The sequence below is a fragment of the Shewanella sp. 492 genome (assembly GCF_059338445.1).
On record NZ_CM181702.1, the window covers coordinates 442600 to 456912 of the forward strand.

Genomic DNA, 14313 nt, shown 5'->3' on the forward strand with positions numbered 1-14313 from the left:
GGCTGTCAGGCTTCGTTGTTGATTAAGCGCCTTAGGGCGCTTTTTATGTTTAACAATGGGTTAATCGAGCCGCTTAGTGAAGCGTAGTGATGCGACTATGATCCCCAGCAGGGTAAAGCCAAGCAGCCAGAGGGTGTCAAATGGCAGATCGCTCAATTGGCCGCCGCGCAGCACTATGGCGCGGATAATACGCATAAAGTGGGTGGCGGGTAGGAGTTCAGCTATCCATTGTGCGGGTTTAGGCATGGCTTCGAACGGAAACATAAAGCCCGACAGTAAGATGGTCGGCAAGATAATAAAGATGGTCATCTGCATCGCTTGCAGCTGGGTTGTCGCGATAGTGGAGATGATCAAGCCTAAGGTAAGACTGGCAGCAATAAACAGTAAGGTGCCCAGTAATAGCTGTGCAATGGTACCGTTTAAAGGCACATCAAAAATCAGATGCCCGAGCCCCAAGATGATGCTCATCTGGATAAGCCCCACAACAATGTAGGGTAAAATTTTACCTAGCATCAGCTCCAGTGGTTTGATGGGGGTGGTGATCAGCAGCTCTAGATTGCCTTTTTCTCGCTCACGGACGATGGCCGCCGAAGTAAATAAGATCATCGTCATAGTAAGAATAACGGCAATTAAACCCGGAACAATATTCACCGCCGAGCGTTGCTCAGGGTTATAAAATAGGGCGACTTCGAAGGTGGGGGAGCTGGCTAGGGGCTGGTCGCTGATTTGCGCTAATGGCATGTTACGCAGTTGGCTGATTGCGGCGGCCACCATGGTATCTGATCCATCGATGATCCATTGGCCGATAGGCTCGTTATTGGCCTGTTTATGTTCAAGATTAGGCGGCAAGATCAGCGCGGCGCGCACTTCGCCGCGGGTAATGGCAGCCTCGGCAGCGGTGGCGGTGGCGTAATAGCCTTCGATAGAGACGACTTGCGAGACCCTGATGGCCTCGACAATCCAACGCCCAGTTACCGAATCACTCTGATCGACCACCACAACCGGCACATTGCGAACATCTGTGTTGATGGCGTAGCCAAATAATAGCAATTGGATCAACGGGATCATCACTATCATGGCGAAGGTGATGCGATCGCGTTTAAGTTGACGGATCTCTTTTATGGTGATTGCTTTAATGCGTCTTAGGCTAGCCATGAGTGTCATCTGGCGCTCCTGCATTATGCTGATGTTTGCCTGTAACAGTGACAAACAGATCTTCTAGGCTGGCATTCACATGGCTGATATTGCGCTCATCGAGCGTGCTGCATTGCTGCTTGATCCATTGACATGGGTCGTTAATATCTTTATTTATCAATACCCTTAGCCGATCGCCAAGTTGGGCGGCGCTGCGTACCTGGCTTAATTGGCTGAGCTGGCTTTTCAATTGGCGCAAATTGTTAGCGCTTACCTCAAGTACATTTACCTCCATCTTTGCCAGTAAAGCTTGCGGATTGCCATTGGCGCGCATGTGTCCCTGCTCCATTATTGCCAGCTGGTGGCAGCGCTCGGCTTCATCCATATAGTGGGTGGTGACTAAAATACTGGTGCCTTGCTCTGAAAGATCAAACAGCTGCTCCCAAAAGTCGCGGCGATTCTGAGGATCGACCGCCGAGGTGGGTTCGTCGAGAAACAGCAGCTCTGGGTTGTTAATGCAGGCGCAGGCCAATGCTAAGCGCTGTTTTTGGCCACCACTTAAGGTGGCAGCCAGTTGATTTTGCTGAGGGACTAAGTTGTAGGTCGATTGCAGCTGGTCAATTTTACGTTTGCAGTCATTGGGGCTGAGGCCATAAATATCGGCGATAAAGCGCAGGTTTTCCTTTACCGTTAAGTCGTCATAGAGGGAGAATTTTTGCGTCATATAACCAATGCGGCTGCGCAGTTGCTCCGCCTGCTGTGGGATCGTTAGCCCAAGGCAGATGATAGTGCCATGAGTGGGGGTCATCAGCCCGGTGAGCATACGTATAGTGGTGGATTTACCGCAACCATTGGGGCCTAGAAAACCGTAAATATGCCCTTGCGGTACCTGTAGATTAAGATTGGACACCGCCTCAAACTGACCAAACTGCTTGCTGATACCGCGGGCATCGATCGCCAATTGACTGCTTGGGAGCATCAGGGTAACTCCACCTGTACGGGGATGCCGCTGGGCAGTTCGGCGGCGTCAGTCAGGGTAAATTCTGCTAAATAGGCTAAGCGCGATCTGTCCTGTTGGTTAAGTGCGTAGTAAGGCGTGAAGGCGGGATCTTTGCTAAGCCAGCGCAAGGTGCCTGTCAGTGGTGTATCAAGGCCATCGACATAGACATTAAGTTGCAGCCCTAAATGTAACGTCGCCATATTGGGCTCGGGGATATAAACCCGCGCATAGGGGGCGTTGTCGGCTTGTAATACGGCCACCACCGTATTACTTGGCACCCGCTCACCGACATTAAAGGGCAGACTGTCGAGGCGCCCATTACGGGTTGCCACTATGCTGAGCTCTGCCAAGGTTTGTTGCGCCAGTTGCAAGTTAGCGGCCGCAGCGTCCATGGCTGCCATTGCCTGTTGAATATCTTCTTGGCGCACACCGACCAGCAGTTTACTGAGGTTTTCGTCAGCCACATGCAGCTCGGCTTCGGCGCGATCGCGATTAGCGATCGCTTGGTCAAGTTCCGATTGGCTCACCAGTTGCTGTTGCTTGAGGCGATAGATACGTTGATAGGTTTTGTCTGCTTGTACCGTGGCCGCGTTAGCGCGCTGTACATTGGCTTGGGCACCGGCGATATCTTCGGGGCGCTCGCCATTGGTGAGACGTAGCAGGTAGGAGCGTGCTTGTTGCCATTGAGCATCGGCTATCGCCACCTTGGTTTTAGCTTTACGGCTATCTAGCTGCACTAGCAGATCGCCCTGTTGTACTAGGCTGCCCTCGTTAATCGGTTGCGCGGTGATGAGTTCTGCGGCGGTGGCGCGCAGTAAAATACGATCGCGCTCAAGGGTGCCTAGCGCCTGTGCTGGTGAGTTGGGTTGACAGCCTGCAAGGCTGAGTAAGATAAACACCAGCGCGGTGTTGTAGATGTGATTCATTTCAACCTCGTCAGCACTAGGGTGAATTAATAATCAATATGTTATTTAAGATAGCACCCTTTAACGGTTAGCCATATGGGGATTGCTCACAGGGGCGTCAGTTATATTGAAGTCGATAATGTACTGTGAGGACTGCGCTTTAGGGGCGAGGTATATCGCCCCGAGATGTTTGCTTTGGTCTATCTTGGACTGGCCTTTGGTAAATTCAGTAAAAATCACCTCCCATTGCCCGCTTAAGCTGCGCCTGTTCGAGCAAGGCTTCTAAGCGTTTTTTTACTTCGCGTCTATGTTGTAACTCGCAAGCCGCCTGAGGATTTTTAGGGGCGGTCATGGCTTCAATCTCTGCATCATTGGGAATAACATCACGTAATTGTGGCATAGCGAATTCCTTCATCACTGTCATTGAGTACCACGCAGCACTTAGGGTGTGCCTATCGGTACCACAAGCTTTGGCTAGCACATGAAGCCAAAGCGATAGTTATCGGCGCTACGTAATGCTTTAGCTGATACCTCAATGAGTTAGCTGCACATTAGTGAGCGCTAATGAGAAAGGTAGCAGGGAGTTTAGGAGCATTTTGAGATCGGCTTAACACAATTGCATTTATATCTATGGGTGAATAATGCTGTGAGTGTTATCCTATTTTAATAATTTAGATTTTGATTTTATTCGTTTTAATTGTTCTCAAAATTACGCCGCTCGCAATATTAGCGGCGGCGCATCTAGTAACAGATCACACATTTGCCCTAAAGCTTATAGATCAAAACTATAGCTATAACCTATCACCACTTTAGGGTCGTCATTTTCAAGGTCGGTATCGCTGATCAAGAAAGAGAAGCTGCCCACATCTGTGTCTTTGCTGAGCGCAATCGAGTAATCGCTATAGCTGTCTTCATCAAACCAAGCGGTCACCACATCACCACTGGAGTAGCCATAATGCACGGTTAACGACAAGCTGTCTGATAGTGGCCATGAAGCCGCCGCATCCACATAACTCATATCGTCATTATCTAGTGGTGCACTGGCGACATCGTCATCGGCATTAACCACATAAGAGTAACTGAGGCTAAACCATTTCCAGCTGAGCGCGGCTTTGAGTTCGCCAAAGTCAACGCTAGCGTCGCTATCTGGGTAGGCATAATAGAGATAGCTGACATCGTAACCCAGATCGTCAGTGATGCTCCCTGCATAGCCGCCATAGAAATCAATTTCGTAGCTGGTGTCATCGCCAAAATCAACATTAGACGCCCAAGTGCCTAAGTAAAAGCCGCTATCATGTTCGTAATCCACTCCGCCTTGCACGGCGACGCCATCATTGGTTTGTGTCACGCCGCGCCATAAGTAATTGGAGGTCATTCCCGCATTAGCAGTGACGGCTGCGCTGGCGGGCACGGCTAACATCATGGTTGCTGCGAGCAGGCTTAGGTTTCGAAGTGCTGTGTTCATACTCATTCCTTTTTATTGGTATAGGGATACTACCTAGCCGTATTATTATGAGTATTGTTAGGTAGTGCTTACGCCGTTGCTAACCCCATGCCAATAATTTATATGTTTATTTTCAGGGTCTTGTATTTATAAGCTGTGATAGCATGAACCAAGATGGGGACTGTTGAGATGTAGAGGCACTGTATTGGTGCAGCTGTAATGCTAGGCCATTAAGTAACCGATAATAAACAGTGCCTTAATATAAGGCATAAAAAAACCTCCTAAATGAGGAGGTTTTTTATAGAGGTAAAGCCGATTTTAGTTAACGCTATCTTTTAGTGTTTTACCAGCTTTGAACTTAGGTACTGTCGCTGCAGGGATTTGAATTTCCTTGCCAGTTTGTGGGTTGCGACCAGTACGTGCAGCGCGGCTTGTTGTTTCAAAAGAACCAAAACCAACAATAGAGATTTTCTCACCGTTCTTCATCGCTTCCGCTACGGTTTGTTCGAAAGATTTTAATGCACGTCCAGCTTCAGCTTTAGTCAGTTCAGCACTTTCAGCTATTTTTGCAACCAGTTCAGTTTTATTCATTTGGATAGTCTCTTCTTTCCATAGATTTAGTAACACCAATTACATTAGGTACTTGCAATTGCTGGAACTAACATGCCATAAGCAACCCTATAATGAAAGCGGTTTTATGTTGAACAATGGGGGTTTAGCTCAAAATTGAGCAAAATCCTAGTTATCGAGTAGGGAGTAGAGCAATTGTTTGACTAATTGTGGCTCGAAAGGCTTGTCACATAAGGCATTGACTCCGGCCTGCGACACATTGCTGAGATGCGTATCGTTTGCCTCAGATGACACCATCAGAATGGGGACATGAGATTGCTGGCTGTGATTACGAATAAACTGAGTCAGGGCTAAGCCATCGGCATTGGGCATATTGTAATCGGTGATCACAAGGTCATACATATTGTCTTGCATCAAGGCGATAGCCTCGGCGCCATCATTTGCTTCGGTGATCAGCTTTAACCCTAAATTAGTAATGGTGCGGCGGATAATATTGCGCGCCATCTTGCTGTCATCGACCACCAGTACCCGAATATTGTGCACATCAAAATGGTCCAGATCGAGCTCGTCATGGCTCAGCAGATCTATGGTGGCATTGAGGGCCTTACCTAGATGCTCAGACGAAAATGGCTTGGGTAAGATTGCCACTACACCTGATTGACGATAGATCTCCAGCTGTTCACGGCGGCATTCGCTCGAGACCAGCATAAATTGGATGTCACAAAAAGCCGGATTCTGTTTCAAGGTATTGAGCAGGTCTAATGCAGTGCCATCTTCAAAATGCATCGCGCTGGCGACTAAATCGGGTTGATGGCGCGAAATAATGATCATGGCCTGCGCAAGTGTGTTGGCCGTTTGAATATTGCTAATACCCTCTTGGCTGAGACGGCTGGTAATGATCTTACGCTGGGTGTCTGAAGGCTCAACCAACAAAATGGAGAGTTCACTAGGGGATAGGGTGGCCATGGTAATGGATCTCAGCTTAATAATTGTAAATACTTAGGTTTTTAAATTACCTTAAGGCTTAGGGTTTAGCAACCGATGGCCCTGAACGCTCAGGTCTGCTGAGGTAGGCTTTGGTTGATTTTGACATTGCGACCCACCACTGAAATAGCAAGAGTAGGGTGACAACGATGGCGATTAAAGGAATTGAGATCTGTTGACCCTTAAAGACCACTTTGACCTCTTCAGGAGTGATCTGATAGGCGATAATTGCTGTCATCCCCAAGGCACTAAATGCCAGCGTTTGAATGGCGACATAAATTTTAAGCAGCAAGCCAGCCCATTCGGCGCGTAGCAGTAGCCCAATAACGACGGGGATCACTCCGATAGTAAATAGATCTAAACTTTGGGTCGCCAGGGTGCGCCATACTGCAATAACAGAGATGACCAGATATAAACAGATAAGCAGTAGCATGGCAAAGTGGGGTCGTTTCATGGCAATTCGTCGACTAAAAATTTGCCAGCGAGTGTAGAAAAAACCTCTGCATTAGTCCAACTATTTACACTGATCTCGATTGCTTAGCTGTCCATTGGCCTAGGTTAGGTTAATATAGTGCCGATTTTTGATTGGATGAGAGTGACATGACAGACATTGAATTTTGGCAATTGGTAACCCGTAGCCATCCAGATCAAGACCAACAGAGCTTGGCGGACAACCTCAAACAGCAACTGACTCTGTTAAGTGATGAGGAACTGGCGGCGTTTGATAAACATTTCTCACAGCAGATGCGCCGTGCTTATCAATGGTCCATCTGGGGCGCGGCTTATATTGTAACTGGCTGCGATAGTGAATATGGTTTTGCCGAGTTTCGCTGCTTTTTGATCTCTTTGGGCCAAGAGTGGTTTGAGAAAGTGCTGCAAGAACCTGATGCACTCGGAGATCTACAGCAATGGCCTGAGAAAGATGGCTACGCTTACCCTTTTATCGAAGAGTATGACTTGATTGCGGGGCAGATATTTGAAGATCGCACTGGTGAAGAGCTACCTTTTGTGCCTTCGGGTCAGGCTACGCCGCAAGGTAAGAAGTTTTCTCATAAAAAGAAACAGCTCAAGGCAGCTTATCCCCGCCTGAGTGCACGCTTTCCTTTTTAATGTTCTATAGCTTGTGCTAGCAGGTCAGCTATAGCGTGTCGCTTGCCCCAAGCTCGTATGGGGCAAGATAACGGCATGTTTGTGCTGCGTCGGTGTTACTCATAACAGCTTTGGCTTTGCCGATCGTAATGACGTTGGTGTTTGGCGCAAGTCTCTTTCATAAAGCGTTGTTCAACTTGGGCTATTTGTGCATCAAGTGTCGTTTCGATGCCGCTAATAAGTTGCTCTTCACTCATTTCCTGTTGTTGTGCTAACCGTTCAAAGTGTTGCTCTACTGCGGCTTTTCCTTCAGGGGATAAGGGTTTCGCACTCACTTGAGATGAAATAGCGAGGCCAAAGATAAGGGCTGCGATAAGGGCCAGCTTGCCTGAATAGTTGACTCGCGTTGTTGTCATCAGTTTGTGTATCATAATTTGCTCCAATAATGTGTCGACAGGCCCGTTATCTGCAGCCGTTTATTACTGTTTGAATCGATAAATGATTTCAAGTTGCAAGCAGTCCCCTCATCGAAGGGGGTTGAATGCATTCAGTGATTTAGTGGTTGCACAAAGATTAATCTAAGGTAGTTGAATAAAGGCTGAACAAAAAACAAGCAGGTGTTTAATGGGGGGGAGGTTATGGCGAGCAGATGTCGTTGTGCCTAGGTGGATAGCAGCGGAGCGCTCAAGGCTCTTGCTTAGGACTATTGCTCAGGTGCTCAGGTGCTTAGGGCTCTCGCTCTGGTGTTCAGAGCTCCCAAGATTGAAGGCAATGCTAAGTTATGGTGTTCTCTCGGTATTGAATAAACCGTTAATCGCGGCGCATCGTTTCACATTGGAACCCTTGGCGGCTTGAATCAAATCGACAGCGCAGGCCACACTCCCACACCACATCTCCCTGAGCTTTGGCTTGCTGAATAGCAAAGGCTTTACAACTGGGATAATCATTAAAATCATCTTGTTTCTGATAATGTCCAGAATTAAAACCTTGGCTATAAACGAAGGCTGACCAAGTTTCTGGTCCTGAGTCTTGTTGGGTTTGGTTTATCCCTATTAAGCTCGCAGCCGCCGCAGAAAACAGCAGTATGCTCACTAATAATGGTAAGTGTTTTTGCATCATGGTCTCCATGGTGAGGCGTGTAAGCAGATTTGCTGACTTAATGGGCTTAGCGTTTGGCAGCATACGATGCTATAGCAATACTGTTTTGGCAACGTTTTTTATCGTCGCGCGAAATGCGATGTTAATGGGATAACTTAGCGAATTTACAGTATATTAAACCGGATTTAGCGATCAAAAAACACCAGGGTATCGCTTGTTAGCTTTGTATTAAGCTATTATTCAGGTTAGCTTTTGTACAGTTGCTATATATTGAACCTAATCGGGTTTAGCCTAAAGGAGGCTGTTATGAGATTGTCCACGCTACCATTACTTGCTGGCGTATTGATAGGGACTATGGTGTCCCTCAATGTCAGCGCCAATGAGGTAACTGCCGATCCCGTCACCGAGGCAGGGATTGTCAACATTACTTGGCAAGGGGTGGATAAGTATCGCGATGTCAAAGCGGTGGGTGACATTCAGTCGCGCTATGAGCTGCGCACCTTTGAAACTTTAACCAAAAACCTCAATAAAGCCGCGAGTAAAATCCTAAAGCCAGAGCAAAAGTTAGCCTTAGTCGTGACCGATCTCGACCTTGCAGGTGATGTCAGACCGACTTTCGGCGCTAGCGTCAGCGAGATCAGGGTGGTGAAAGATCTCTATCCACCGCGCATGACTTTTAGCTATCAAGTGTTGCAAGGTGAACAAGTGATTATGGCGGGCGAGGAAAAGCTTACCGATCTGGGCTTTATGCAGACCATTGGCGTAGCGAACGATAGACCCTTGCGCTACGAGTCGAAGATGTTAGCCGATTGGCTTAAAAAAACCGTCGCGCCTAAGCTTTAAAATCTAAGCTTTAAAGCTGGTGCGACGGACATACTGGTCGGAATAAATTATTTTGCTTGAGCCTTAAAGGCTTGCAAGGTTTGCAGTAACGCGCCCAGTTTACGGACAAACTGCTCTAGTGCTGGCGCTAAGGCGTCAGTATCTGTGGGCAGTTGTGTCATCTCTTGCGCCAACTCTTGCACATAAGGGCTAAAGCGGTTGCTGTGCGCTGCGAAGCCTTGATCTTGAGTGAAGATAGCGACGAACTTTCCGTAACCCGCTTTATTCAGTTCATCCAGTTTAGCATCGGCATCGATCGCTTGACGATAAGCGATCTGAAGGTTTTCTTGCAGTTGCGTTATCAGTTGAGAGTGTGGCATAACAGCCTCTTAATCATAAAATTTGAGCGAATTATAAGGGGCTAGCCTGATGGCAACAAGTCAGCGTTTGTGTTTACTGTTAATGGTGTTGCTCGTGGGGCTCTTTAGCAGTACACAGATTAGGGCGGCAGTAACAGATAAGCCTCCGTTTTATCAGATTAATTATCAAGGTAAGACCGCCTATTTACTCGGTTCTATCCATGTTGGTCGGGAAGATTTTTATCCCATGGCGCCGCAAATTGAAGCGGTTTTTGCTAAGGCTGGTGCTTTAGTGGTGGAAGTGGATGTGACTCAAACCGATGTCGTTAGCTTGATCCGTCGTTACGGCTTGATGCCCCAGCAACAAGATGAAGCCACGGCGCAGCGTATGGCGCGCTTTTGTCAATCTAATCAGGCCATCTGCAGCGCACTAAAACCCTACTCTCCTTGGATGCAAGCGATGCAGCTAGGGGTGATGCGTTTCGATGCGCTGGGTTATCAAGCCCAATGGGGCGTGGATCAAATATTGACCCAAAAAAATGGGCAGCGTCCTGTGATTGAGCTTGAAAGCAGTGAGTTTCAGTTTGAGCTCATGGCTTCTTTTGCTCCCCAAGTACAGTGGGAAATGGTGCTTGAAGCCATTGAGGCGCCGGATGAAGAGATGCTGGCATTGATAACCGCGTGGCGAGCAGGCGACGAAGCCGCGATAGATCAGTTAATGGTAGGTCAGATGCAGCAAGGTGATGACATGAGTTTAATTGACAAAATGCTCTGGCAACGTAATCAAGCCATGAGCCGTAAAATTGCCGACTTAATGACCCGAGACACCACGCCCGCGCCATTGTTTATCGTGGTGGGCGCAGGCCATGTAGTAGGGGATAAGAGCATAGTCGCCATCATGCGCCAGCAATTTAAGGCCCAGCTACAAAATTGCTGGCAACAAGCCTGTGATTAATCAGCTCGCCATTTAGCAATAAAGTGTACATAACGTCCTAGCGCGATATAGCTTGGGTGTTGTGAGTAGATCAGCTCCATATCGAGCAGCTGCTGAAAGTCGAAGTTGGGTGGCTGGTGGGTTTTAAGGTAGTCGTGGATCACCCGCACCCCAGATTGTGACACTAGCTGCATCTGCCACTTATCAAGCCACTGTTTAACGTCATCAATATACAGTGGGTGAGTAGGGGTTAAGCCGACTTTTTTCTTTACCTTAAAATCGGCGGCAACATAATCGAAGTTACCCGAGATAAGGCTATGAAAACGCATCGCTTCTTTGTTATAAAACATCAGCGAAAATAAGCCGTTAGGGGCTATGAGCTGTGTCAGTGTCGCCAAGGTGTTCTCGGCATCACTGAGCCACTCGGCCACGGCATGACACAGTACCAAATCAAACTGGCCATGCTCACTTGGGGTTAGCGTCTGTATTGGTGCGTGAATAAGTTCTATATTAAGCTGACATGAATGGTTAGCATTATATTCGTCTATTTGCGATCGCGCCAGCGTCAGCATTTCGGCTGAAATGTCACACAAGGTGACTTGGTGGCCGAGCTTAGCCAGTTTCTGGCTAAAAAAACCAAAGCCGCCGCCAGCATCTAAGATGCGTAATTTTTGGCCGTTAAAGTGGCGTAATGCCTCAGTGATATCGCGCCACACCACGGCGGCTCGTACTTCGCCTTTAGGGGTGCCGTAGATATTTTTAGCAAATTTACTGGCGAGTGGGTCAAAATTTTTGTCTTGCATTGCAGGCTACCAATGGCGTTGAGCACAACGGATAAAGGAATGATATTTTGCCATAGCCATAACGGCTTGGCACCTGTCGGCATAACCTTATAAATACAAACTGTGATTTTAAGGTATAATTGTTGGCTTTCGATTTAATCATTGTTGAAGGGTTTGGATCGCGTGAATAACGATATTTGTGTGGATTTGAAGGCGATACCGTCGCTGTTATCGCTTTACCGCAAGATTTTTTTTGGCCGTAAACCCGGTTGGGATCAGCAGCCTCTGCCCCATATTTATATCACTTGTCGTGATGTCGGTGTATCGGCCGACAAAGTGCGCCAGTATGCCACTGTGTGTGGTTTTGAGTTTGATGGCCAGCATCTACCGATGACATATCTTTATGTGATGGCGTTTCGTCTGCACGCGAGCATCTTCACCCATTCGGCGATCACTTTTCCGCTGCTGGGGATGATCCACCTTAAAAACAGCATTACTCAATACCGTCAAGTGACGGTGGATGAATCATTTCATATCGACTGCGGCTTACAAAGCAGCCAGATAACCGATTCGGGCTTAGAGTTTGAATTGGTCTCTAAAGCCTTTGTCGGTGATGAGCTCGTGTGGGAGTCGCTGTCGACTTACCTGTATCGTATCGACAGTGTGGGCCGTCGAGTACGGCCACCTAAAGCCACACCAATGGCGTGGGATGCTCCGCTTAATTGGCGCTTGAGTGAAGATCTTGGGCGGCGTTACGCTAAGGCATCTGGCGATTATAATTTGATCCATCTGCATCCTGTGCTGTCAAAACGTTTTGGTTTCGATCGTGTTCTCGCTCATGGCATGTGGTCCAAAGCGCGCAGCATTGCGGCCTTGATGCCGCAAATCGGTGATAAATCCTGTAGCGTGGACGTGGAATTTAAGTTGCCATTATTTATGCCGGCTCAGGTGAGTTTTGGGGCGGAGAATGATCCCGAAGCGGGCTTAATCTTCGAACTCAGGGATGGCAAGGGACGACGGCCACATCTGTCTGGCCGGGTCAGCTTTCTCGATTGATGTTTCGCTTTAACAATGCAGCCAGCGCACATGCTGGCTGTTTGCTTGTTGTGGCTCAGAGCATTAAAAACATCGTGCTGAGCGACACAGTCCCTTCCACTGGCGTAGTTTAGGTCGGCTCGCTAGGGCGAGAACTCACGTATTATCCCCATGAGTAACAGTTTATTACGCCATAGTCACACCACGGCTTAAGGCTATATTCGATTAACCTTAAGTTTCGCCTGCTGCCTGCTGCATAGTCGCCAAAACCCAACGATATAGAGCGGCTATCGGTTATTAAATTGATTTAGATTCATAAATCCTTAATTAACTGACAGTGAACCCATGAATAGGTTTGTAATTGGTTGTTTTTATTTTATATTCGACGTAGCTCATCGTTTCCAAGTGATTTGTATAATAGGAGTTTGCCTATGCTGTCTGATATCGACATCTCGCGCCAAGCCCAGTTGCAGCCTATCGAGGCTATTGCGCAACAATTTGGGATATTACCCTCTGAATTAATTGCTTATGGCGATTACAAAGCCAAAGTTAATATTGATATCAAACAACGATTAGCGGATAACCGCGACGGTAAGTTAGTGGTTGTCACGGCGGTGACGCCAACCCCTTTTGGTGAAGGAAAAACGGTAACCAGCATAGGCTTAACTCAAGGATTACAGGCGATAGGACAGCGTGCCTGCGCCTGTATTCGTCAGCCCAGTATGGGGCCCGTATTTGGTATTAAAGGCGGTGCTGCCGGTGGTGGCTTAGCGCAAGTGGTGCCGATGGAGTCGCTTAATTTACATCTTACCGGCGATATTCATGCCGTAAGTAGTGCCCATAACTTAGCCGCTGCTGCGATTGATGCGCGTCTGTATCATGAGCATCGTCTGGGCGCAGAGGCCTTTGCTGAGCAGTCGGGATTAACGCCGCTCAATATCGATGCTAACCACATTGTCTGGCGCCGCGTGGTGGATCAAAATGAGCGCAGTCTACGTCATATCCGAGTGGGGTTAGGCGGTAACGTGCCTAATGCGCTAGGCAATGGCCCAGAGCACGACAGTGGATTCGATATCAGCGCGGCGTCAGAATTAATGGCGATTTTAGCTCTAAGCCGCGATTTACAAGATATGCGCCAGCGGATCGGCCGTATTGTGTTGGCTCAAAATACCACAGGTGATTTGATTACCGCCGAGGATTTAGGCGTAGCGGGCGCCATGACAGTGATCATGAGTGAAGCCATCGCCCCGACCCTGATGCAAACCTTAAGCGGCGCCCCCTGTCTTATTCACGCCGGGCCTTTTGCCAATATCGCCCACGGAAACTCTTCTATCATTGCCGATGATATCGCCTTAAAGTTGGCCGACATCGTGGTGACCGAAGGTGGTTTTGGCTCCGATATGGGCTTTGAGAAATACTGCAACATTAAGGCTCGTCAGGCGGGTAAATCGCCGGATGCGGCGGTGATTGTGGTGACGGTGAAGGCGCTTAAATCGCACGCGGTTGCATGCCAGAGTGACACGAGCGAATTGACTAAATTAGCGGTGGGGTTCGATAATCTGCGCTGGCATATCAACAATGTGGCGCAATATGGGGTGCCTGTGGTGGTCGCGATAAATCGTTTTCAAAGCGATACCCTTGAGGAGCTAACTTGGTTGCGTGAGCAAGTGATGGCACAAGGGGTGTTTGGCTGCGAGATCAGTGATGCTTTTACTCAAGGCAGTCAGGGCGCGCAAGCATTAGCCGAGCTGGTGGTTAAGGCTACCGAGACCCCCAGTCAATTCCGCTTTTTGTATCCGCTTGAGCAGAGTATTGAAGCCAAGCTAATGACCATTGCCGAGGCGGGATATGGCGCATCAGGCATACAGTTATCGGCTAAGGCGCAGGCGCAGTTAGCCGATCTTAAGCATCATGGTTTTGAACATTTACCCCTTTGCGTGGCGAAGACGCCGCTGTCGATTAGCCACGATCCTAAACTCAAAGGGGTGCCTACAGGCTTTGAGTTACCCATCAGTGAGCTAAAAATAAATGCCGGAGCTGGGTTTATTACCGCCATTGTCGGACAGGTGATGACGATGCCGGGCTTAGGTATTCGGCCAGGGTATCTGAACATTGATATTAATCAGCATAATGAGATTGTTGGTTTGGCATAACGCC

General features: G+C 48.2%; 17 protein-coding genes. 5 read left to right on the forward strand and 12 right to left on the reverse strand.

Annotated features, from left to right (window positions below):
* Window positions 1-60: 60 nt before the first annotated feature.
* The 8 genes from AC5YBX_RS02015 to AC5YBX_RS02050 form a co-directional block, all read right to left on the reverse strand.
* Window positions 61-1155, reverse strand: coding sequence for an ABC transporter permease (locus AC5YBX_RS02015; protein WP_475516909.1), 1095 nt, complete (start codon window positions 1153-1155; stop codon window positions 61-63).
* Complete coding sequence (locus AC5YBX_RS02020; RefSeq protein WP_494520193.1) at window positions 1148-2113, reverse strand: ABC transporter ATP-binding protein; 966 nt, start codon at window positions 2111-2113, stop codon at window positions 1148-1150. The genes AC5YBX_RS02015 and AC5YBX_RS02020 overlap by 8 nt, the downstream gene beginning before the upstream one ends.
* Entirely contained in the window at window positions 2113-3060 is a 948-nt protein-coding gene (locus AC5YBX_RS02025; RefSeq protein WP_494520192.1) for an HlyD family secretion protein, read from the reverse strand. The genes AC5YBX_RS02020 and AC5YBX_RS02025 overlap by 1 nt, the downstream gene beginning before the upstream one ends.
* A gap of 205 nt (window positions 3061-3265) precedes the next feature.
* Complete coding sequence (locus tag AC5YBX_RS02030; RefSeq protein WP_494520191.1) at window positions 3266-3439, reverse strand: hypothetical protein; 174 nt, start codon at window positions 3437-3439, stop codon at window positions 3266-3268.
* A gap of 372 nt (window positions 3440-3811) precedes the next feature.
* Window positions 3812-4504, reverse strand: coding sequence for a TorF family putative porin (locus AC5YBX_RS02035; RefSeq protein ID WP_494520190.1), 693 nt, complete (start codon window positions 4502-4504; stop codon window positions 3812-3814).
* Window positions 4505-4801: 297 nt separating this feature from the next.
* Window positions 4802-5074, reverse strand: a complete 273-nt coding sequence (locus AC5YBX_RS02040; protein ID WP_119977178.1) for an HU family DNA-binding protein — start codon at window positions 5072-5074, stop codon at window positions 4802-4804.
* Between the two features lie 147 nt (window positions 5075-5221).
* Entirely contained in the window at window positions 5222-6019 is a 798-nt protein-coding gene (locus AC5YBX_RS02045; protein WP_494520189.1) for a response regulator, read from the reverse strand.
* Window positions 6020-6077: 58 nt separating this feature from the next.
* Window positions 6078-6491, reverse strand: a complete 414-nt coding sequence (locus tag AC5YBX_RS02050; RefSeq protein WP_494520188.1) for a hypothetical protein — start codon at window positions 6489-6491, stop codon at window positions 6078-6080.
* Between the two features lie 146 nt (window positions 6492-6637).
* On the opposite strand from AC5YBX_RS02050, the gene AC5YBX_RS02055 reads away from it, so the two are divergent.
* Complete coding sequence (locus AC5YBX_RS02055; protein WP_494524290.1) at window positions 6638-7147, forward strand: DUF4240 domain-containing protein; 510 nt, start codon at window positions 6638-6640, stop codon at window positions 7145-7147.
* Window positions 7148-7242: 95 nt separating this feature from the next.
* On the opposite strand, the gene AC5YBX_RS02060 is transcribed toward AC5YBX_RS02055, so the two are convergent.
* Both AC5YBX_RS02060 and AC5YBX_RS02065 read right to left on the reverse strand, forming a co-directional pair.
* Complete coding sequence (locus AC5YBX_RS02060) at window positions 7243-7557, reverse strand: hypothetical protein (protein WP_494520186.1); 315 nt, start codon at window positions 7555-7557, stop codon at window positions 7243-7245.
* 379 nt (window positions 7558-7936) lie between these two features.
* Window positions 7937-8245: a hypothetical protein gene (locus tag AC5YBX_RS02065; protein ID WP_494520185.1), complete on the reverse strand. Its 309-nt coding sequence runs from the start codon at window positions 8243-8245 to the stop codon at window positions 7937-7939.
* 285 nt (window positions 8246-8530) lie between these two features.
* Here AC5YBX_RS02065 and AC5YBX_RS02070 point away from each other — a divergent pair, with 285 nt between their 5' ends.
* Window positions 8531-9067, forward strand: coding sequence for a DUF3016 domain-containing protein (locus AC5YBX_RS02070; RefSeq protein ID WP_494520184.1), 537 nt, complete (start codon window positions 8531-8533; stop codon window positions 9065-9067).
* 47 nt (window positions 9068-9114) lie between these two features.
* On the opposite strand, the gene AC5YBX_RS02075 is transcribed toward AC5YBX_RS02070, so the two are convergent.
* A complete protein-coding gene (locus AC5YBX_RS02075; RefSeq protein WP_494520183.1) occupies window positions 9115-9426 on the reverse strand; it encodes a prephenate dehydrogenase in 312 nt (103 codons plus the stop codon).
* 49 nt (window positions 9427-9475) lie between these two features.
* Here AC5YBX_RS02075 and AC5YBX_RS02080 point away from each other — a divergent pair, with 49 nt between their 5' ends.
* Window positions 9476-10360 carry a TraB/GumN family protein gene (locus tag AC5YBX_RS02080; protein WP_494520182.1) on the forward strand — a complete coding sequence of 295 codons (885 nt, stop codon included), beginning with the start codon at window positions 9476-9478 and terminating at the stop codon, window positions 10358-10360.
* On the opposite strand, the gene AC5YBX_RS02085 is transcribed toward AC5YBX_RS02080, so the two are convergent.
* Complete coding sequence (locus tag AC5YBX_RS02085) at window positions 10357-11142, reverse strand: methyltransferase domain-containing protein (protein WP_494520181.1); 786 nt, start codon at window positions 11140-11142, stop codon at window positions 10357-10359. The genes AC5YBX_RS02080 and AC5YBX_RS02085 overlap by 4 nt on opposite strands.
* 162 nt (window positions 11143-11304) lie before the next feature.
* On the opposite strand from AC5YBX_RS02085, the gene AC5YBX_RS02090 reads away from it, so the two are divergent.
* Window positions 11305-12177 carry a MaoC/PaaZ C-terminal domain-containing protein gene (locus tag AC5YBX_RS02090; RefSeq protein WP_494520180.1) on the forward strand — a complete coding sequence of 291 codons (873 nt, stop codon included), beginning with the start codon at window positions 11305-11307 and terminating at the stop codon, window positions 12175-12177.
* Between the two features lie 410 nt (window positions 12178-12587).
* Complete coding sequence (locus tag AC5YBX_RS02095; protein WP_494520179.1) at window positions 12588-14309, forward strand: formate--tetrahydrofolate ligase; 1722 nt, start codon at window positions 12588-12590, stop codon at window positions 14307-14309.
* The last annotated feature ends 4 nt before the right edge of the window (window positions 14310-14313 follow it).

What these genes read in the sequence shown, in the direction of transcription:
- AC5YBX_RS02045 (WP_494520189.1), bottom strand. Translation starts at nt 6,019, where the DNA reads ATGGCCACCCTATCCCCTAGTGAACTCTCCATTTTGTTGGTTGAGCCT.
- AC5YBX_RS02020 (WP_494520193.1), bottom strand. Translation starts at nt 2,113, where the DNA reads ATGCTCCCAAGCAGTCAATTGGCGATCGATGCCCGCGGTATCAGCAAG.
- AC5YBX_RS02015 (WP_475516909.1), bottom strand. Translation starts at nt 1,155, where the DNA reads ATGGCTAGCCTAAGACGCATTAAAGCAATCACCATAAAAGAGATCCGT.
- AC5YBX_RS02080 (WP_494520182.1), top strand. Translation starts at nt 9,476, where the DNA reads ATGGCAACAAGTCAGCGTTTGTGTTTACTGTTAATGGTGTTGCTCGTG.
- AC5YBX_RS02075 (WP_494520183.1), bottom strand. Translation starts at nt 9,426, where the DNA reads ATGCCACACTCTCAACTGATAACGCAACTGCAAGAAAACCTTCAGATC.
- AC5YBX_RS02040 (WP_119977178.1), bottom strand. Translation starts at nt 5,074, where the DNA reads ATGAATAAAACTGAACTGGTTGCAAAAATAGCTGAAAGTGCTGAACTG.
- AC5YBX_RS02095 (WP_494520179.1), top strand. Translation starts at nt 12,588, where the DNA reads ATGCTGTCTGATATCGACATCTCGCGCCAAGCCCAGTTGCAGCCTATC.
- AC5YBX_RS02025 (WP_494520192.1), bottom strand. Translation starts at nt 3,060, where the DNA reads ATGAATCACATCTACAACACCGCGCTGGTGTTTATCTTACTCAGCCTT.
- AC5YBX_RS02035 (WP_494520190.1), bottom strand. Translation starts at nt 4,504, where the DNA reads ATGAACACAGCACTTCGAAACCTAAGCCTGCTCGCAGCAACCATGATG.
- AC5YBX_RS02085 (WP_494520181.1), bottom strand. Translation starts at nt 11,142, where the DNA reads ATGCAAGACAAAAATTTTGACCCACTCGCCAGTAAATTTGCTAAAAAT.
- AC5YBX_RS02030 (WP_494520191.1), bottom strand. Translation starts at nt 3,439, where the DNA reads ATGCCACAATTACGTGATGTTATTCCCAATGATGCAGAGATTGAAGCC.
- AC5YBX_RS02060 (WP_494520186.1), bottom strand. Translation starts at nt 7,557, where the DNA reads ATGATACACAAACTGATGACAACAACGCGAGTCAACTATTCAGGCAAG.
- AC5YBX_RS02065 (WP_494520185.1), bottom strand. Translation starts at nt 8,245, where the DNA reads ATGATGCAAAAACACTTACCATTATTAGTGAGCATACTGCTGTTTTCT.
- AC5YBX_RS02055 (WP_494524290.1), top strand. Translation starts at nt 6,638, where the DNA reads ATGACAGACATTGAATTTTGGCAATTGGTAACCCGTAGCCATCCAGAT.
- AC5YBX_RS02070 (WP_494520184.1), top strand. Translation starts at nt 8,531, where the DNA reads ATGAGATTGTCCACGCTACCATTACTTGCTGGCGTATTGATAGGGACT.
- AC5YBX_RS02050 (WP_494520188.1), bottom strand. Translation starts at nt 6,491, where the DNA reads ATGAAACGACCCCACTTTGCCATGCTACTGCTTATCTGTTTATATCTG.